This is a genomic window from Lottiidibacillus patelloidae (assembly GCF_002262935.1).
Taxonomy (GTDB): Bacteria; Bacillota; Bacilli; order Bacillales; family SA5d-4; genus Lottiidibacillus; species Lottiidibacillus patelloidae.
This window is the reverse complement of sequence record NZ_NPIA01000002.1, coordinates 372425-391809: the sequence shown is the minus strand read 5'-3', so window position 1 is coordinate 391809 and position 19385 is coordinate 372425. Positions and strand designations below refer to the sequence as shown.

At 36.3% G+C, this 19385-nt stretch carries 19 protein-coding genes, 1 tRNA gene and 1 riboswitch; of the genes, 17 read left to right on the top strand and 3 right to left on the bottom strand.

The genetic code is table 11. The features are described 5' to 3' along the window. Positions 1–68 precede the first annotated feature (68 nt). The 3 genes from CIB95_RS06010 to CIB95_RS06000 all read left to right on the top strand — a co-directional run bounded on the left by CIB95_RS06010 (position 69) and on the right by CIB95_RS06000 (position 4874). Positions 69–1544: a hypothetical protein gene (locus CIB95_RS06010; RefSeq protein WP_094923196.1), complete on the top strand. Its 1476-nt coding sequence runs from the start codon at positions 69–71 to the stop codon at positions 1542–1544. Continuing rightward, positions 1531–3315, top strand: a complete 1785-nt coding sequence (uvrC, locus tag CIB95_RS06005; RefSeq protein WP_094923193.1) for an excinuclease ABC subunit UvrC — start codon at positions 1531–1533, stop codon at positions 3313–3315. The genes CIB95_RS06010 and uvrC overlap by 14 nt, the downstream gene beginning before the upstream one ends. 50 nt (positions 3316–3365) lie before the next feature. After that, a riboswitch (Lysine riboswitch) is annotated at positions 3366–3549 on the top strand. A gap of 92 nt (positions 3550–3641) precedes the next feature. Continuing rightward, positions 3642–4874, top strand: a complete 1233-nt coding sequence (locus CIB95_RS06000) for an aspartate kinase (RefSeq protein WP_094923190.1) — start codon at positions 3642–3644, stop codon at positions 4872–4874. Between the two features lie 741 nt (positions 4875–5615). On the opposite strand, the gene CIB95_RS05990 is transcribed toward CIB95_RS06000, so the two are convergent. Both CIB95_RS05990 and CIB95_RS05985 read right to left on the bottom strand, forming a co-directional pair. Continuing rightward, complete coding sequence (locus CIB95_RS05990; protein WP_094923185.1) at positions 5616–6125, bottom strand: GNAT family N-acetyltransferase; 510 nt, start codon at positions 6123–6125, stop codon at positions 5616–5618. Positions 6126–6163: 38 nt separating this feature from the next. Then, positions 6164–6595 (bottom strand): YslB family protein, encoded by a 432-nt coding sequence (locus CIB95_RS05985; protein WP_094923182.1) that lies wholly within the window; start codon positions 6593–6595, stop codon positions 6164–6166. 255 nt (positions 6596–6850) lie between these two features. Here CIB95_RS05985 and CIB95_RS05980 point away from each other — a divergent pair, with 255 nt between their 5' ends. From CIB95_RS05980 to CIB95_RS05925, 12 genes are all read left to right on the top strand, one after another. Beyond that, positions 6851–7462: a succinate dehydrogenase cytochrome b558 subunit gene (locus CIB95_RS05980; protein ID WP_094923179.1), complete on the top strand. Its 612-nt coding sequence runs from the start codon at positions 6851–6853 to the stop codon at positions 7460–7462. A 37-nt stretch (positions 7463–7499) separates the two neighbouring features. Further along, positions 7500–9248 carry a succinate dehydrogenase flavoprotein subunit gene (gene sdhA / locus CIB95_RS05975; protein WP_094923176.1) on the top strand — a complete coding sequence of 583 codons (1749 nt, stop codon included), beginning with the start codon at positions 7500–7502 and terminating at the stop codon, positions 9246–9248. 16 nt (positions 9249–9264) lie between these two features. Further along, positions 9265–10023 carry a succinate dehydrogenase iron-sulfur subunit gene (gene sdhB, locus CIB95_RS05970; protein ID WP_094923173.1) on the top strand — a complete coding sequence of 253 codons (759 nt, stop codon included), beginning with the start codon at positions 9265–9267 and terminating at the stop codon, positions 10021–10023. Positions 10024–10076: 53 nt separating this feature from the next. Further along, a complete protein-coding gene (locus CIB95_RS05965) occupies positions 10077–10526 on the top strand; it encodes an acyl-CoA thioesterase (protein ID WP_233143924.1) in 450 nt (149 codons plus the stop codon). A gap of 91 nt (positions 10527–10617) precedes the next feature. After that, positions 10618–10848 carry a helix-turn-helix domain-containing protein gene (locus CIB95_RS05960; RefSeq protein ID WP_408607191.1) on the top strand — a complete coding sequence of 77 codons (231 nt, stop codon included), beginning with the start codon at positions 10618–10620 and terminating at the stop codon, positions 10846–10848. 170 nt (positions 10849–11018) lie between these two features. Then, positions 11019–11408, top strand: coding sequence for a MarR family winged helix-turn-helix transcriptional regulator (locus CIB95_RS05955; RefSeq protein ID WP_233143934.1), 390 nt, complete (start codon positions 11019–11021; stop codon positions 11406–11408). A 26-nt stretch (positions 11409–11434) separates the two neighbouring features. Beyond that, positions 11435–12244 (top strand): glutamate racemase, encoded by an 810-nt coding sequence (racE, locus tag CIB95_RS05950; RefSeq protein ID WP_094923167.1) that lies wholly within the window; start codon positions 11435–11437, stop codon positions 12242–12244. 137 nt (positions 12245–12381) lie between these two features. Continuing rightward, a complete protein-coding gene (locus CIB95_RS05945; protein WP_094923164.1) occupies positions 12382–13431 on the top strand; it encodes a GerMN domain-containing protein in 1050 nt (349 codons plus the stop codon). Positions 13432–13611: 180 nt separating this feature from the next. Next, positions 13612–14334, top strand: a complete 723-nt coding sequence (rph, locus tag CIB95_RS05940) for a ribonuclease PH (protein WP_094923161.1) — start codon at positions 13612–13614, stop codon at positions 14332–14334. A 20-nt stretch (positions 14335–14354) separates the two neighbouring features. After that, positions 14355–14951 carry an XTP/dITP diphosphatase gene (locus CIB95_RS05935; RefSeq protein ID WP_094923160.1) on the top strand — a complete coding sequence of 199 codons (597 nt, stop codon included), beginning with the start codon at positions 14355–14357 and terminating at the stop codon, positions 14949–14951. A gap of 5 nt (positions 14952–14956) precedes the next feature. Then, positions 14957–15460, top strand: a complete 504-nt coding sequence (locus tag CIB95_RS05930) for a metallophosphoesterase family protein (RefSeq protein WP_094923159.1) — start codon at positions 14957–14959, stop codon at positions 15458–15460. Positions 15461–15554: 94 nt separating this feature from the next. Beyond that, positions 15555–15631: transfer RNA gene (locus CIB95_RS05925), tRNA-Arg, on the top strand. A gap of 138 nt (positions 15632–15769) precedes the next feature. Here CIB95_RS05925 and CIB95_RS05920 read toward each other — a convergent pair. After that, positions 15770–16420, bottom strand: a complete 651-nt coding sequence (locus CIB95_RS05920) for a DsbA family oxidoreductase (protein ID WP_094923157.1) — start codon at positions 16418–16420, stop codon at positions 15770–15772. Between the two features lie 456 nt (positions 16421–16876). On the opposite strand from CIB95_RS05920, the gene CIB95_RS05915 reads away from it, so the two are divergent. Then, positions 16877–17899 (top strand): tetratricopeptide repeat protein, encoded by a 1023-nt coding sequence (locus tag CIB95_RS05915; protein WP_094923155.1) that lies wholly within the window; start codon positions 16877–16879, stop codon positions 17897–17899. 122 nt (positions 17900–18021) lie between these two features. Beyond that, positions 18022–19317 (top strand): trigger factor, encoded by a 1296-nt coding sequence (gene tig, locus CIB95_RS05910; RefSeq protein ID WP_094923152.1) that lies wholly within the window; start codon positions 18022–18024, stop codon positions 19315–19317. Positions 19318–19385 lie beyond the last annotated feature (68 nt).

The window sequence follows — 19385 nt, the reverse complement described above, 5'->3', positions numbered from 1 at the left end:
CATTTGCAGAAATGCTCGCTCACATTAGTGAGCGAGTTTTTTTACGATAGAAACAGAGGGTGAATAGAATGGAAAATTGGCAAGGTAAATCTAAGCAAGCAGTAACAATCATACTTTATGGCATATTATTAGTTTATTCTTTTTTCATCTTTTTCTTCCAGTCACCTTTTGTAAGCAGTTGGGATGCTGTTGATTTTGTGTTAGGTGTTGAACAATTTGATTTATTAAAAATGCAACCACATTTTCCAGGCTATCCTTACTTTATACTCGGAGGCATGTTTATTAATGTCTTCTTGGACGACCCTGCGTCCGCATTAATAACTTTTAATCAACTACTAATAATTAGTGCTTCTTTACCTATTATTTTATTAGTAAGAAACTATGTCCAAGGTTTGCGTCTTGCATTAGTAGTTTTAGTTGTACAAACATTAAGCTACATTGCACTACTAAGTGGACAAGCGATGAGTGAAGCAGCAGCAATTGGTGTTCTGTGGTGGTTTTTATGGTCAGTTTCCATTAGTTTAAAAAGCAAATCTATTTTTGTCCGTCTTTTACCAGCATTATTATTTAGCTTACTACTAGGAATTCGTTTATCGTATCTTCCTTTTGGAATAGCTTTACTATTTATTTGGTTTAAGGAATGGAAGGAAACGAGACAAGCAATTCGAATTATTCTCCATTTAGTGTTTGCCCTACTATGTCAATTGGTATGGGTTCTCGCGCTAGCCTATAGTGAAGGGGGAATTGTTCCCTTTATTGAACTTTCCCTAGCATTTACACAAGGCCATTTTCAAGAGTGGGGCGGGACAGCTGTTGCTAATGATATCGGCATTTTTCAGCGAATTTTTCAACTGACACTAGGCAACTTCTTTTGGAATGGATTAGCTGTAAGGTCCATAATCTTAGCGGTATTATATAGCGTTCTATTTGGGTTATTTATTTTCTATACAATCAAAGAAAAAAAGAGTTCGATGCTAACGACAAATAAGCTTTTACTTGCAACATTTATTTCATATTTTATCTGGGCACTTTTTGCGCAAAATATTGAAAAGCCAAGACATATTTCTCCGCTTCTAGGAATTTTCACGTTAGTAACTAGTATGCAACTATTGCGATTAACGAAAGGTAAAATGAAGATAGTTGCAGCTTTACTATTGTTGTTACTAACTTGCGGTCAAGTTTATAAAAGCTTTGATGTAATGGAATTGCAAAAAAATGAACATCCCTCTGAATATCAGCTAGCAACAAGTAAGATTTTAACAGAGAAAGACCTGCTTTTTACGTGGGAAGAAACAAGAGTATTGCACTATTTAAATGTTCCTTTTACTCACGATCGTGTATTAACGTATCAATTTTTCTTACAAAAGAAATATGAACATAAAAGTGGAAAAATATATGTTACGAATAAAGTGGTTGAAGGCTTTAAAAAACAAGGAATTGAAGTGGAGAAATACATTACAAAAGTAGCAGAATTTTCTTCTAGTTCGTTTATTGACCCAGTTTATTATAAAATTGAATTATATGAATGGCATGAGGGGAGATGATCAATTGACAGAACTTAAAGAAAAGCTAGCAGTTCTCCCAGATAAACCTGGCTGTTATTTAATGAAAGATAAACAAGGAACAATCATCTACGTAGGAAAAGCAAAAGTGCTCAAAAATCGTGTTCGATCTTATTTTACCGGATCACATGATGGGAAAACACAACGCTTAGTTAGTGAAATTGTTGATTTTGAATATATTATTACATCTTCTGATATCGAAGCACTTATTTTAGAAATAAATTTAATAAAAAAGTATGATCCGAAATATAACATCATGTTAAAAGATGATAAAACTTATCCGTACATTAAATTAACAGGAGAAAAGCATCCGCGCTTAATCATAACGAGAAAAGTAAAGAAAGATAAAGGGAAGTACTTTGGTCCCTATCCAAATGCTGGTGCAGCTTCGGAAACGAAAAAACTCTTAGACAGGCTTTATCCACTTAGAAAGTGTACGACACTTCCTGATAAAGTTTGCCTTTACTATCACTTAGGTCAATGTTTAGCACCGTGTGTCAAAGATGTTTCAGTAGATGAAAATAAACGAATCATTGAAGAAATTACTCGTTTCTTAAATGGTGGCCACCAAGACATTAAAAAAGAACTACAAGCAAAAATGGAAAAGGCTGCAGAAACGATGGAATTTGAAAAGGCGAAAGAATATCGTGATCAAATTATTCACATCGACAAATTAATGGAAAAGCAAAAAATGTCATTAACAGATTTAAGAGATCGTGACGTGTTTGGCTATTCCGTCGATAAAGGTTGGATGTGTGTCCAAGTGTTTTACATTCGCCAAGGGAAGTTAATTGAACGAGATGTTTCCCTATTTCCATTTTATAACGAACCAACTGAGGACTTCTTAACTTTTGTCGGTCAATTTTACGAAAAAGGAAACATAAAACCAAAAGAAATCATCGTTCCAACGGATGTTGATGCCCAACTACTAGAACAACTACTAACTATGAAAGTGCTGCAACCTTCAAGAGGAAAGAAAAAACAGCTTGTTGATTTAGCAGCGCAGAATGCAAAAGCCGCATTATCTGAAAAATTTTCCTTAATCGAACGAAATGAAGAAAGAACAATTATCGCGATTGATAACTTAGGAAAAGCATTAAATATTGAAACACCACATCGCATTGAAGCGTTTGATAATTCAAATATTCAAGGAACGGACCCTGTTTCGGCAATGATAGTTTTTATTGATGGAAAACCAAATAAAAAGGATTATCGCAAATATAAAATTAAAACAGTAATAGGACCAGATGATTATAATACCATGCGTGAAGTAATTCGCAGAAGATACTCTCGCGTTTTAAAAGAAGGCTTACCACTCCCAGATTTAATTATTGTTGATGGGGGTAAAGGCCAAATGAGTGCAGCTAAAGATGTGTTAGAAAATGAATTGGGATTAGATATTCCTATCGGTGGATTAGTGAAAGATGAAAAACACAGATCTTCACAGCTGTTAATAGGCGATCCACCGCTCCCTGTGGAATTGTCTCGAAAAAGCCAAGAGTTTTACTTGTTGCAGCGAATTCAAGATGAAGTGCATAGGTTTGCGATAACTTTCCATCGACAAATTAGAGGGAAAGGAATGTTAAAATCATCCCTAGATGATATTCCTGGTATTGGAGCAAATAGAAAGAAATTACTTATGAAACACTTTGGTTCCATAAAAAAACTAAAAGAAGCAAGTGCCGAAGAAATAGCTAATATCGGTATACCTAAAAATGTTTCAGAAAATATTGTGCAATTTCTAAAAAAGTAATTGTTCTTTTAAAAGCACTCTGATATAATTTCAAGTAATTTCATACGTTTTGTGACAGTAGAGGTGCAAAAACCATTAGTAAGCTAACCGAGGAAATTAAGGGTTTCCTAAGACATTAGCTAAAAGGGGAATTTGCCGAAGAAAATAAAAACCCTAATTTTATTTTCTGGTTTTACATTGAAGAAGTGTAAAACTGCCATTTAGCCAGTAGCTAGATGGAGCGCTATTTTCACAGTTTGTATCGCTTGCTAATATTAAACTGTGCAATAATAAGCCTCTGCTTGTTATTGCACTTTTTTTATTTTACTTGAAAGGAAGTACTTCACATGTCATTAATAGTTCAAAAGTTTGGCGGAACGTCTGTAGGATCTGTTGAACGCATAAAACATGTAGCAAATCTTTTAAAAGAAACTGTAGAAAATGGGAACCAAGTGGTCGTAGTCGTTTCTGCAATGGGGAAGACGACGAATCAATTAGTAAGCCTTGCAAATGAAATTTGTGAAGAGCCGCAAAAGCGTGATTTAGATATGTTGGTGACAACTGGAGAGCAAGTGACGATATCATTGCTGTCTATTGCTCTAGCAAATATTGGTGTCGAGGCGGTTTCACTAACTGGTTGGCAAGCGGGAATAAAAGCGGAAGAACAATTCGGTAATGCACGCATTACTTCCATTGATACAAAAAGAATTACTGAAAACTTAGAAAAAGGAAAAATAGTTATCGTAGCAGGATTTCAAGGAGTAACAGTTAATGATGAAATTGTAACACTTGGGCGCGGTGGATCAGATACTTCAGCTGTTGCCTTAGCGGCGGCGTTAAAAGCAGAAAAATGTGATATATTTACCGATGTTACAGGAGTATTTACAACAGATCCTCGCATTGTTGGCGGAGCTAGAAAACTACCGGCAATTTCTTACGATGAAATGTTAGAACTAGCAAATTTAGGTGCAGGTGTTTTACATCCTAGAGCTGTAGAGTTCGCCAAAAACTATAATATAACTTTAGAAGTTCGCTCAAGTTTTAAAAGTGAAGCAGGGACAATTGTAATGGAGGGTGTGGAAATGGAACGTAATTTAATAGTTAGAGGAATAGCTTTTGAAGAGGAAGTTTCAAAAATTACTATTCACCAATTACCGAACGAAAAAAATGCATTAGGGAACGTGTTTACTGTATTAGCAAATAACGGCATTAACGTTGATATTATTATTCAAAACGTAAATGATCAAGACACAACAAATCTTTCATTTTCAACTCATGCCAATGAAGTTAACCATGCTATAAATATATTAAAGCAATATCAGGAAGAACTCGGCTTTACAACAATTACGTCTGAAACGGACTTAGCAAAAGTTTCTATCGTCGGGAGTGGGATGATTTCGAACCACGGTGTAGCAGCTCAAATGTTCCGCGAACTAGCAAGTGAAGGGATATTTGTTAAAATGGTTACAACTTCGGAAATCAAAGTTTCAACAGTGATTGATCGTGAGGATATGGAAAAAGCCGTTCATAAACTTCATGACGTTTTCCAATTAGCAGAGGTAGTGAAAACGGAAAGCTAGTAAAAAGTGCTAGGACAGAAACAAAAAGAATCCGAGTTCATTCAGACATGTTATCTGGACGAACTCGGATTTTTAATTTTTTATAAGAAAGCTCCGTTAAAATACTACGCTTTCCCAACGCGCGACCTCAGCTTTCTTAGAAAGAAGAAAATGCTTTCTTGATTTCCGTTATAGGGCAACGCTTCAGCCCCCTCGGAAAAGTATCTCCTGTGGGGTCTTCAGCTGTTGCTTTTCCCGCAGGAGTCTCGTGCCGTCGACTCCAATCAACTAAAAAAATCGTTCGCCTCGCTTTTCTTTTTTGATCCAGCTTCAGCAATCAACGTCTAGAAAACTTCACACTCCTCATATGCGATAAGTCGACATCGAAGGTCTTAGCCCTTCGTGTCTCCTTTATCTCATTCGAAGTCCTCCAGTTTTTACGCCGTTAACCGATTGCTTCAGCTTTTCTATTGTCCAGCTGCGGCTCACAGCGACTAGTAATCTTCACACTTTTTATTTACGAAAAGTCAACATCAATCAGTGAAGTGATGTCTAGAAAAGGCTCCTATCAACTTGTGAACTTCATGCTACTCACTTACGATAAGTCAACATCAACTCGAACTTCTCTTTGTGTTTCCTTTATCTCATTCGTAGCATTCCAGTTCCATCGTTGATGATCAGTCGCCTTTCCTTTTCGATGTTTCCTTTATCTCAAACAAAGTGCTCCAGCTTATACGTCGCTGATCGTTCGCCTCGCTTTTCTTATAAAAACAATACCATATGGTTTTCATCCCAATATTGGTTATTTTCATCTTTTAAGGCTTTTACCTCAATGCCATATGATTGAAACCCTAACGACTCATATAGTTTAATGGCTGGGACATTGCTAGTGACAACACTTAACATAATTTTTACAATACCAATCTCTTTCGCTTTCGCAATAGCTTCTTGTAATAATAACTTTCCAATTGATGCTTTCCGTGCGGAAGGAGTAACGTACATAGCAAAAATATGTGCTTTATGATTTTCCTTAATGTTACTTTGTCTTAATAATGTACACACTCCTACAAGCTCATCGTTTTCATTAAACATCCCGTATGTGTAGTTTCCTTCCTCTTGAAAGCGACCATAAATACGTTCGGCAGGATTAGGGCGGCTAATATGTTCTCGGTATGTCGCTCCAAAAGCTTCTGGATTTTGTTGCAATGATTCTTTACGTATCTCCTCATACTTCATTGCATCTTCTTTCGTTTTTAATAATTTTATGTTCATAGCAATTTCCCCCTAATCCTTCACTTGGCTTTTGTTCTCTAGATTTCTTCTTTGATATCCCAACGTGCTGTAAAAGTAACTATGCCTTTCTTTACGTTTACTTTTTCATGTGTTTCTGTAGCATACTTCTTTATTGCTTGGACACTTTCTGCAAGAAAGCCTGCTTCTAATCCAAAAAGCGCATCTTTATTTGATGTTAACCGTGAAGCAATGATTGGTGAAGTTACTTCAAAAATCATCTCTTCCTTTTTCTCTTTCGTTAATTGCAGAGAGCCCCAGCCTGCTTTTTCAAAGAATGCAATTATTTCTTCTAACGTTTTACAAGGGTACTTTCTCCCCATAGCCCGACCAGTCCAATACATTATTTGAGCGCAGTCTCTCCCAAGTATTTCTGGAATAACTTCATCTCGTAACAATTCATAACCAAAAGTAGGGACTTGTATATCATTTGTTTCCAATATTTTTCCCATTTACATAATTGCTCCTTTTTTTTTCTCTATAAAAGTATTATACAAGATAAATACTATTTTAGTTAACTTAGGAACCTTCCTTGACGACATTTCCTGATGAGAGTAAAATGAACATGGTAAATAATTTCTATCAATAGATTAAATTGCTAGAAATGTGTCGATTGGTAGCGATTCCACTCGAAATAAAATGGATATTGTTATACAATTAACTTAATTAAAAAAATGAACGCTAAACGATCAAAGGGGGGCAAAACGATGGCAGGAAACAAATCATTTATTAACCGAAAATTACACTCTCTTTTAGGTGTATTTCCAGTAGGTTTATTCCTTACACAACATTTAGTTATTAATCACTTTGCAACGCGTGGGCCAGAAGCATTTAACGAAGCAGCCCATTTTATGGAGAATTTACCATTCCGCTACTTTTTAGAAATTTTCCTAATTTTTATTCCATTACTTTATCATGCAATCTATGGAATCTATATTGCGTTCCAAGCAAAAAACAATGTAACGAACTATGGCTTCTTCCGTAACTGGATGTTCGTATGGCAACGTATTACTGGAGTTATTTTAGTAATCTTTATTGCATGGCATGTATGGGAAACTAGACTAGCATATGCACTTTATGATACACCAGTAGACTATAACATGATGGCAGCTATTTTAAGTAGTACGCCTATGGTAATTTTCTATATTGTTGGTGTTGTAGCTGCGACATTCCACTTTGCTAATGGTCTATGGTCATTTGCAGTAAGTTGGGGAATTGCAGTATCACCGCGTTCACAAAAGATTGTAACTTACGTAACATTAGGGGCGTTTGTTGCATTAACAGTAATCGGAATTCGTTCGATTTTAGCTTTTATTTAATTTAGACGAAAGATAGATATAGAGGAGTGAGCAAAACATGAGCAATCGCAAAATTATTGTCGTTGGTGGTGGCTTAGCTGGACTTATGGCTACAATTAAAGCTGCAGAAGCTGGCGTACATGTTGAATTATTTTCCATTGTACCAGTAAAACGCTCTCACTCCGTATGCGCACAAGGTGGAATTAACGGTGCTGTTAATACGAAAGGTGAAGGAGATTCACCTTGGGAACACTTTGATGATAGTGTGTACGGCGGAGACTTCTTAGCAAACCAACCTCCAGTAAAAGCGATGGCAGATGCAGCCCCTGGAATTATCCATTTAATGGACCGTATGGGTGTAATGTTCAACCGTACAGCTGAAGGATTATTAGACTTCAGACGTTTCGGAGGCACGCAGCATCACCGTACAGCTTTCGCTGGTGCAACAACTGGTCAACAGTTACTTTATGCACTAGACGAGCAAGTACGTCGCCACGAAGTAGCTGGTCTTGTTTCAAAATATGAAGGATGGGAGTTCTTGTCTGCAATCGTTGACGACGAAGGTGTATGTCGCGGAATTGTAGCACAAGACTTAAAAACGATGGAAATCCATCACTTTACTGCTGATGCTGTAATTATGGCAACAGGTGGTCCTGGAATCGTATTCGGAAAATCTACGAACTCAGTAATTAATACTGGTACAGCTGCAAGTGCACTTTACCAACAAGGTGTTAAATACGCGAACGGAGAATTCATTCAAATTCACCCAACAGCAATTCCTGGAGACGATAAACTTCGTCTTATGAGTGAATCTGCTCGTGGTGAAGGTGGACGAGTTTGGACATATAAAGATGGTAAGCCTTGGTACTTCCTTGAGGAGAAATATCCTGCATACGGAAACTTAGTACCTCGTGATATTGCAACACGTGAAATTTTCGACGTTTGTGTTAACCAAAAACTTGGTGTTAACGGCGAAAACATGGTGTTCTTAGACTTATCACATAAAGATCCAAAAGAATTAGATGTTAAACTTGGTGGTATTATCGAAATCTATGAAAAATTCATGGGTGATGATCCTCGTAAAGTTCCAATGAAAATCTTCCCTGCAGTTCACTACTCAATGGGTGGTATGTGGGTAGATTACGATCAAATGACAAACATTCCTGGTTTATTTGCTGCTGGTGAGTGTGAGTACCAATATCACGGTGCAAACCGTTTAGGTGCTAACTCTTTATTATCTGCAATTTATGGTGGAATGGTTGCTGGTCCTAAAGCAGTTGAATATATCGGTGGTTTAGAAAAGACTGTCGAAGATATGCCAGTTGCTATTGCTGAAGCTCACGTGAAGAAAGAGCAAGAAAAATACGACCGTATTATGAGCATGGATGGCAATGAAAATGCATACGTAATCCATAAAGAACTTGGTGAGTGGATGACAGATAACGTTACTGTTGTACGTCATAACGATAAGCTTCTTGAAACAGATAAGAAGATCCAAGAATTAATGGAACGTTACCAAAACATAAACATTAATGATACAGCTGCATGGAGTAACCAAGCGGCGTCATTTACACGTCAATTATGGAATATGCTTGAATTAGCACGCGTAATTACATTAGGTGCTTACAACCGAAATGAAAGCCGTGGAGCACATTACAAACCAGAATTCCCTGACCGTAATGATGAAGAATGGTTAAAAACTACTATTGCAACATATAACGCTGAAAAAGGTCCTGAATTTAGTTATGAGGATGTTGACACTTCACTGATTAAACCTCGTAAACGTGACTATACAAAGAAAAAATAAGAAGGGGGAGTAAACAGTGAGTGAAAATAAGACAGTACACATTAAAGTAACACGTCAAGAGAGTCCTGAATCTGCACCTTATGTTGAGGAATTTAAAATTCCTTACCGTCCGAATATGAATATCATTTCGGCGCTTATGGAAATTCGTCGTAACCCTGTTAATAGTAAAGGGGAAAAGACAAGTCCAATTCAATGGGATATGAACTGTTTGGAAGAAGTATGTGGTGCTTGTTCAATGGTAATCAACGGTAAGCCTCGTCAATCATGTACAGCGCTTGTTGACAAACTTGAGCAACCGATTCACCTTGAGCCAATGAGAACATTCCCTGTTATTCGTGACTTAATGATCGATCGTAATCGTATGTTCGATTCATTAAAGAAAGTAAAAGCATGGATTCCAATCGATGGAACTTATGATTTAGGTCCTGGACCAAGAATGCCAGAAAAGAAACGCCAATGGGCATATGAATTATCAAAATGTATGACTTGTGGTGTTTGTTTAGAAGCATGTCCTAACGTAAATAGTAAGTCTGATTTTATTGGACCTGCTCCTTTATCTCAAGTTCGTTTATTTAATGCACATCCAACTGGAGAAATGAATAAAGAGGAACGCCTTGAGGCAATCATGACTGATGGAGGACTTGCAAACTGTGGTAACTCACAAAACTGCGTTCAGTCTTGTCCAAAAGGAATTCCATTAACAACTTCAATCGCAGCTTTAAACCGCGATACTACAATCCAGTCGTTTAAAAACTTCTTCGGAAGCGATAATTAATACAAAAAGCGTCTCATCCTATGATGAGGCGCTTTACATATATGGAGGGGAAAATGAAGATGCGAAAAATAGCATATATTGATAATTTTAGCGAGTGGGAGCAATCTTTTAACTTTTCGATTACTTTTACTGTCCGATTTTCAGAAACTGATGCATTTGGCCACCTTAATAATACTGTTCCATTTACGTATTTTGAAGATGCGCGAGTAGCAATGTTAACTGCGATCGATTATGAAATTGATGCTAACTCTCAATTACTTCCTGTCGTCGCTGATATTCAATGTGATTTTATTAAACAAGTTTTTTTCAAAGAAACTATCACATTATATACAAAAATTAATACTATAGGTAATACATCATTTGAAATCCACTACATGGCTAAAAATGAGCAAAGGGAAATTTGCTTTGTAGGTCGTGGAGCTATTGTTCAAATAAATAAGAAGACCGGACGTCCACATCAATTGGACGCTGCTTTAATTAAGCGCCTAAATACGCTTAAATAAAGCACATTATGAATGCCTACTACATAGTATACCTTGACTAAATATATTCCCTGCCCAATTAAACAGTTCTCAGCCCTAGCAAGGAGGGATTATGAGTTTGAAAGGGAATGATTATCGCCCGAAACCATTATTAACGAAAAGAGAGAAAGAGGTCTTTGACCTACTCGTTCAAGATAAAACAACAAAAGATATAGCTCAAGAGCTATTCATAAGTGAAAAAACAGTTCGAAACCATATCTCAAATGCAATGCAAAAGCTAGGAGTGAAGGGGCGCTCACAAGCAGTTGTCGAGTTATTGCGTTTAGGAGAATTAGAACTATAAATATCCGGCTTTCTTAGAGAAAGCCGGTTTCTTTATAAATAATGCTTGATGTTTTAGACATCTTTAGACAAAATAAAGATAAGAGTATTATTTTGAGAGGATGGACTCCGGTGAATCAAGCGAAAGAAATAGATCAAAATAATGTAGCAGAAATCGAAAAGTCGCTACGAATGATAGCAGGAATAATTAAACAAAAAGGGCGCGAAATGTTAGCCGATTATGAAATTACTCCACCACAATTCATTGCTTTGCAATGGCTATTAGAACATGGAGACCTAACGATTGGGGAACTTTCTAGTAAAATGTTCTTAGCTTGCAGCACAACAACCGATCTTATTGATCGAATGGAAAAAAATGAATTAGTAACGCGAGTGAGAGATGAAAAGGACCGCCGTGTTGTGCAAATACACTTATTACCAAAAGGAAATGACATCATAAGTGAAGTAATTAAAAAAAGACAACAATACTTAAGTGATAAATTAGAAGGTTTCTCAAAAGAAGAAGTAGAAGCACTTCAAAAATCGATGCATCAATTGCATCAACATATGCAAGAAGATTAGAACAGCTTAGAAAAAGAGGGATGAATTTGAATAGTCCTATCGGCGTAATCGATTCAGGTGTTGGAGGATTAACAGTAGCTAAAGAAATTATGAGACAGTTACCGAAAGAAGAAATTGTATATTTAGGTGATTCTGCTAGATGCCCATACGGACCTCGTAAAACAGAAGAAGTATTGCAATTCACTTGGGAGCTAGTCAATGTTCTTTTGAAAAAGAATATAAAAATGCTTGTAATTGCTTGTAACACTGCAACGGCAGCGGCGTTACCAGACATACAAGAAAAATTATCTATTCCTGTAATTGGAGTAATTCACCCTGGCGCACGTGCGGCGTTGAAAGTAACTGAAAATGAATCAATTGGTGTTATTGGTACAGAAGGCACAATTAAAAGTGGCGCTTATGAACAGGCGATTAAAAGTATAAATTCTAATGTCAAAGTAAGAAGTTTAGCTTGTCCGTCTTTTGTCCCTTTAGTCGAAGCAGGTAAGTTAACAGGTAGCGAAACGGAAGCGGAAGTTCGTCGCGCTTTAGAATCTATATTACAAACAGATATTGATACTGTGATTTTAGGATGTACCCATTACCCGTTATTAAAGCCAATGATTGAAAAAGTATTGCCACCAACTGTCCAAATCATCAGTTCTGGTGAAGAAACTGCAATGGAAGTAAGTACGATTCTTTACCATAGCGAGCTCCTTTATACAGGAAACAGGATTCCAAAGCACCAGTTTTATTCTTCTGGATCGACAGAACTTTTTAAACTGATTGCTGAAAACTGGCTCGAAACATCGATTAACCATGTGAACTCTGTATTACTTCAAGAATCTTCATATTAATATTCAAAGGAAAAACATGATGATCCGTAAAGGATGGTCATGTTTTTTTATTTTGAAAACTTTTTCGAAACAACTTGGTCTATTTTTTTGAAAAGGCTCGTATATATTATTAGACAAACCATCAGGGGGGAAGTTTTATGATACACGCTAATAAATTATCAGCTTTTTTAATGTTAGTAATATCTGTATTTTTACTAGGTGCTTGTGGATTTGGTGATATGAATGAAAATGCTCAGCAAATTGATCCACCTCAAGTCGATTATGTAGACCAAGATGATTCACTGACTGGAACAAATGATAGCGTTGATGAAAATATAGAAATGACGTGGAGAGAGTTGTATCTATTCGATAAAAATGGATATGTAGTTCCGCAAACATTACAAGTTCCTAAAAGTTTAGAAGTAGCAAAACAATCACTAGAATACTTAGTGAAAGATGGTCCAGTCACAAATATGCTTCCTAATGGATTTGAAGCAGTACTTCCTGCTGGAACAGAAATTAACGGCATAAATGTTGTAGATGGTACAGCTACTGTAGATTTTTCTGCAGAGTTTACAAACTACTCACCAGAACAAGAAATGAAAATTTTGCAAGCTATCACTTGGACATTAACGCAGTTTGAAACAATTGAAAATGTGAAGTTGCAAATTAATGGTGAAAACCAAGAAGTTATGCCTGTGAACGGTACACCGATTAACGGAGCAATGAGCCGTGCAGACGGAATTAACTTTGAGTATGGAAATGGTGTGGATATTGTAAACAGTAAGTCTATTACCTTATATTTCTTAGGGCAAGCAAATGATGAATATTACTACGTCCCTGTTACAAGACGAGTAGATTTAAATAAGAATGATATTGTCGCTACTGTTGAAGAGTTAATTTCAGGACCAATGTACTATTCTCCTTTATTTACAGACTTAAAACATGATGTAACGTTACTTTCAAATCCAATTTATGAAAATGGTACTTTGACATTAAACTTTAACGAATCAGTACTAGGAGATAACGAAGGAACGGCAATTTCTGAATATGTCCTTCAATCTTTAGTTCTATCATTAACTGAACTTAAAGGTGTAGAACAAGTAGCTGTCATGGTCAACGGAAATACAGAAATTATGATGGCAACGGGTGAGATGTTAGCTGAACCAGTTTCAAGACCTATAAATGTAAATAAAGTGAAGTATTAAGGAAAAGGGCTCAATTAGAGCCCTTTCTTTATGGTAATCTGCTAGTTTCCTTTAATTTTAATAACATACTTTGGTATAATGAAGGCTGGCAAAACTTGCCGCCTTTTTTTAATGTGCAAAGGTCATACTACATAAATGGATATAAAATATACTTCTAACAGGAAGTCGAGGAGGATTATTATGAGAGCTGATAATCGAAAAAATGATGAATTACGCCCTATACATATTGAAACAGAATATATTAAACATCCAGAAGGTTCCGTGCTTATTTCGGTAGGAGAAACGAAAGTAATTTGTAATGCCACAGTAGAAGAACGTGTCCCTCCATTTATGCGAGGGCAAGGTAAAGGGTGGATAACAGCCGAATATGCAATGTTGCCTCGAGCGACAGAGCAACGAAATATACGTGAATCAAGCAAAGGGAAAGTATCAGGTAGAACGATGGAAATCCAACGCCTTATTGGTCGTGCGCTTCGATCAGTTATTGATTTAGAACAATTAGGCGAACGTACCATTTGGATTGATTGCGATGTAATTCAAGCTGATGGTGGAACAAGAACTGCCTCCATTACAGGTGCTTTTGTGGCATTAGTGCTAGCTTTACGAAAAATCGTTGAGCAAAAGAAAATTCAAAAGTTACCTATAAAAGACTTTTTAGCTGCAACATCTGTAGGAATAGATAAAAATGAGGGTGTTATTTTAGATTTAAATTATATCGAAGATTCTAGTGCTGAAGTGGATATGAATGTCGTTATGACTGGATCAGGTCAATTTATTGAACTGCAAGGTACGGGAGAAGAGGCAACTTTTTCAAGAGAGCAATTAAATGAACTTTTAGATATTGCTGAGATAGGAATTGAACAGTTGATTGCAAAACAAAAAGAAGTGCTTGGAGAAATATAAGAAAGTAGTGATGTAAGAAAATGAAAACGGTAATTATTGCAACTGAAAACAAAGGAAAAATAAAAGAATTTAAAGAACTATTTGCCGAAAAAGGAATTGAAGTTCAATCGTTATTAGATTTATCTTTTCCTGATGAAATAGAAGAAACAGGGAGTACTTTTGAAGAAAATGCAATCATTAAAGCAGCAGCTTTAGCAGATTACTACCAAAAACCTGTTATCGCAGATGATTCAGGTCTTGAAATCGATGCCCTGGATGGTGAACCAGGAGTTTATTCTGCGAGATATGCTGGTGGAGCAAAGAACGATGATGCCAATATGGAAAAAGTATTGGAAAATCTTAAAGGTGTGGAAGAGTCAGATAGAACTGCACGTTTCGTTTGTGTGATTGCTGTTGTCATCCCAGGGCAAAATCCTTTCACATACCGTGGAACTTGTGAAGGTCTAATAGCTAATGGGAAAACAGGGACAAATGGTTTTGGGTATGATCCTATTTTTTACTTGCCTGAATATAAAAAAACGATGGCACAGTTACTTAGTGAAGAAAAGAACCGCATTAGCCATCGCGCCAATGCAATAAAACAATTAATGACTAATATTGATGAAGTAATTGGGTGATAGTGATGAACGTACTAATTATTAGTGACACGCATGGGTGGAAAGATCAGTTATTGCAAGTAATAGAGCGTCATAAAAATGAAGTGGATGCAATAATCCATTGTGGTGATTCCGAATTGCCAGTTGACGCAAAAGAACTAGAAGGAGTTTTAACTGTTCAAGGAAATTGTGACATAGCTCCTTTTCCAGAAGAAATCATTCAAGAGATTAATGGCAAAGTGTTTTACATTACACATGGTCATTATTACAACGTTAAGCATTCTTTAATGAACCTGATGTATCGAAGCGAAGAGGTAGGAGCGGATATCGTCTGTTTTGGTCATTCTCATGTCTTCACTTCTGAACGAAGTAATGATAAACTGTTTATAAATCCTGGCAGTCTAAAAAATCCACGCCTTGTAACGACAGGAACGTATGCAATTTACACGTTGCATGATGATAGGTCTGAAGAGGTCACTTACTATGATTTACAGGGAAATGTCATGAAAGAATGGTCTAAAACTTTTTAAAAATTTTCTTGCAAAGTTTATTGACATCACTAATAAAATAATATATATTAATAAATGTCGCTGCTATTAGTAGCAGATATTATTAATATATTTTGTCCCAGTAGCTCAGCTGGATAGAGCAACGCCCTTCTAAGGCGTTGGTCGGGAGTTCGAATCTCTCCTGGGACGCCATTACATAATAATCTCAACCTCTTATATCTTTTGATGTAGGAGGTTTTTTTATTTGAGCAGAATACTAATTTCACTTAAGTTTGAAAAAGCAAAAAAAAAACAATTGAATTCTTTTCGGAACTCAACTGTTTTTTTATGTTATTTTTTCGGAATTTCGCAACCATTTTCATCGCATAGAACTCCGTCTTTAATATTTGTAAATGGGCCATCTTGAGTAGTTATTTGTTCAATTGCTTCGATAAATGCTTCCTCAGACTGAGCGCCTGTAATTGCATATTTACGGTTAATAAGGAAAAACGGAATACTTGTAATGCCTAACTCGGCAGCTTCTTTTTCATCAGAGCGAACAAGATTACTCATGTCATCACCGGCTAACAGTGTAGTAACTTCTTCACTGTCAAAACCAACTTCTTGTGCAAGTTCAACGAGTGTTGCGTGATCACCGATGTGCTTTCCTTCTGTATAGTATGCTTTCAAAAGCCTTTCCGTCATTTCATGCATCTTGCCATGTTCTTTTGCAAACATTGCTAAGCGATGTGCATCAAATGTATTCGTTAAAATCATTTTATCAAAACGGAACTCGAGCCCGACTGTTTGAGCCATTTGTTCAACATTACGAGCGTTCATTTTTGCCTGTTCGATACTCATCCCATACTTTTGCGCTAGCTTTTCGTGAATAGACATATTCACTTCTTTTTCCATTGTAGGATCTAACTCAAAGCTGCGAAATACAACTTCAACTGGTTGATTTACTTTTTGAAGAGCGTCCTCCAGACGCTTTTTGCCAATATAGCAAAATGGTCAAGCAAAATCTGTCCACATTTCAATTAACATGTATCTATCCCTCCAATAAACTTTCTACCTATAGTATATCTAGTTTTTACTTTTAACACTAATAAAACACATAAGTCAGCAAACAAGCCTGTATTTATAATATTTATAGATGTTTGTTAATTTTTAATAATGGGTAAAAGCATAATGTGAAACTTTTATTGGAAGGTGAAAGAGTATGTTTGATCATCACACAAAGACAAAAGGCGATTTAGGAGTATTTAAGGCTAAACTCGATCTTTTTGAAAAGAGTTCGTTTCGCATCCGAATTTAGAAATATCCCCTAAAATAATGGGAGCTGTATAACTACAATTTAGCTGTATATTGGTTGATTGTGTCGATTGGTCCCCTTGAATTTCTTCCTTTGAATTGATACACTTTAGACACAAATTGAAGGGGAATGTGGGGAGCGCAATGGATAAAGAAAGTAAAAACAACAATGTCGTGCAGTACCCTAATTTAAACAAAGTTTTGTTAGAAAAAGGTACAGATATGATGATGAAACAAAAGTATAAAGATGCATTAGCTTTGTTTGACCAATTAATTGAGCTAGACGAAAAACAAGCAGATGCACTCGTCGGATCAGTTGTTTGCTGCATTGAACTCGGTCAATTAGTGGAAGCGAAAAAAAGATGTAAAGAGATATTATTTCTCGGTATTGGTGATTACTTTGATATATTAAACATTTACCTTTCAATACTCATGCAGCTTGAAGAATATCAAGAGATAACTGATACAATTGAGGCTATTTATAGTGAAAATAATGTCCCTGGAACGTATTCCGAATCGTTTGATCAACTATTATCTATTGCCAAAAAAATGATTTCTGAAGGGAATGAACGTAAAAGTAATCCATCCTCAGGAATTGAAAGCAGTTTACTTGAGAAGTTAAATAATGAAAAAAATACGGAATTACAATGGTCCATCATTCAACAATTAAATCACCTAGATGATGAGGAAGTCATTGAAGTTTTCAAAGATTTCGTTGAAAAAAAAGAGAACGATCCAGTTTTGAAAAGCTTTGTATTACAAATGCTTCATAGCAAAGGATGCGAAGATACAGTTTTAGTTGAAAAACTAGGAAAATCACTAGAAGTTAATTTAAAAGACTTGCAAGATGTTTTTCAAATGGCATTCCCACACCACGTTATTACGCATTTGAAAAATACAATTGAACAAAAAAATCCGACGTTGTTTGAGCAAACGACACAGCTATGGTGGCATTACTTGTTAGTAATTTATCCATTTGTGCCAAGTGGAAAAGACGCGAAAACATGGGCCGCAGCTCTTCACGCTGCAGCAAACGAATTAAATGGGTTTCAAACTGATATGGAGCAAATAGCGAAAGCATATGGTGTAGAGCGTAAATCTATCACTATTTATTGCGATAAAATTCTAGATATGGAAAAATACGCTATAAAAGGAATGAAGTTTTAATAATAGTTTTCAAGCAATTAATACGTCATATTTGAAACGAAATTGATGTGTGTTATAATGAGATGGTTGTAAAAATGAATATTCATTTACATATTAAAACCTATGTTGGAGGGAAAGTATAAATGGCAGTAAAATGGGAAAAGTTAGAAGGGAACCAAGGAGTTCTTACGATCGAAGTAGACGCAGCGAAAGTTGATGTTGCTTTAGATCAAGCGTTTAAAAAAGTATCACAAAAAGTAAATGTACCAGGTTTCCGTAAAGGTAAAGTACCTCGTCCATTATTCGAAAAGCGTTTCGGTGTAGAATCATTATACCAAGATGCATTAGATATTCTTCTACCAGAAGCTTACGGGAATGCAATTGACGAAGCAGGAATCGTTCCTGTTGATCGCCCAGACGTAGATGTAGAGCAAATGGAAAAAGGGAAAAACCTAATCTTCAAAGCTACAGTAACTGTAAAGCCTGAACTTAAATTAGGAGATTACAAAGGTCTTGAAGTTGAAAAATTAGAGACTACTGTAACAGATGAAGAAGTAAACGCGGAAATTACAAAACTTCAAGAAAAGCAAGCAGAGCTAGTTGTAAAAGAAACTGGTGCAGTTGAAAACGGTGATACTGCTGTTATCGATTTTGAAGGATTTGTTGATGGAGAAGCATTTGAAGGTGGAAAAGGTGAGAACTATTCACTTGAAATCGGATCTGGTTCATTCATCCCAGGCTTTGAAGAGCAATTAGTAGGATTAGAAGCTGGTGCAGAGAAGGATGTTGAAGTATCATTCCCTGAAGAGTACCATGCTGAAAACCTTGCTGGTAAGCCGGCAACATTCAAAGTAAAACTACATGAAATTAAAACTAAGCAACTTCCAGAGCTTGATGACGAGTTTGCTAAAGATGTAAACGAAAACGTTGAAACTTTAGAAGAGCTTAAAGCTGAAACTCGTAAGCAATTAGAAGATGCGAAGAAAACGGAAGCAGAAAACCACTTGCGTAGCTCTTTAGTTGAGCAAGCTTCAGAAAATGCTGAAGTGGATATTCCAGAAGCAATGGTTAACACTGAAATCGATCGTATGATGCAAGAGTTTGAACAACGCTTACAAATGCAAGGAATGAACAAAGAAATGTACTTCCAATTCTCTGGTCAAGATGAAGATGCACTTCGTACGCAAATGAAAGACGATGCTGGAAAGCGCGTTCGCACAAACTTAACGCTTGAAGCAATCGCTGCAGCTGAAAATATCGAAGTTTCTGAAGAAGAAGTAAATACAGAACTAGAAAAAATGGCTGAAATGTACCAAACTGAAATTGATAACTTAAAGCAAGCATTAGCTGCTCAAGGTGGAACTGACCTATTAGTTGGTGACTTAAAAGTCCGTAAAGCAGTTGACCTACTAGTTGAAAACAGCAAAGCTAAAGCATAAATAATAGAGTAATAAAAAGAGAGGGCGCGATTTGATTCGTGCCTTCTTTTATAAATTGGAAATTTATT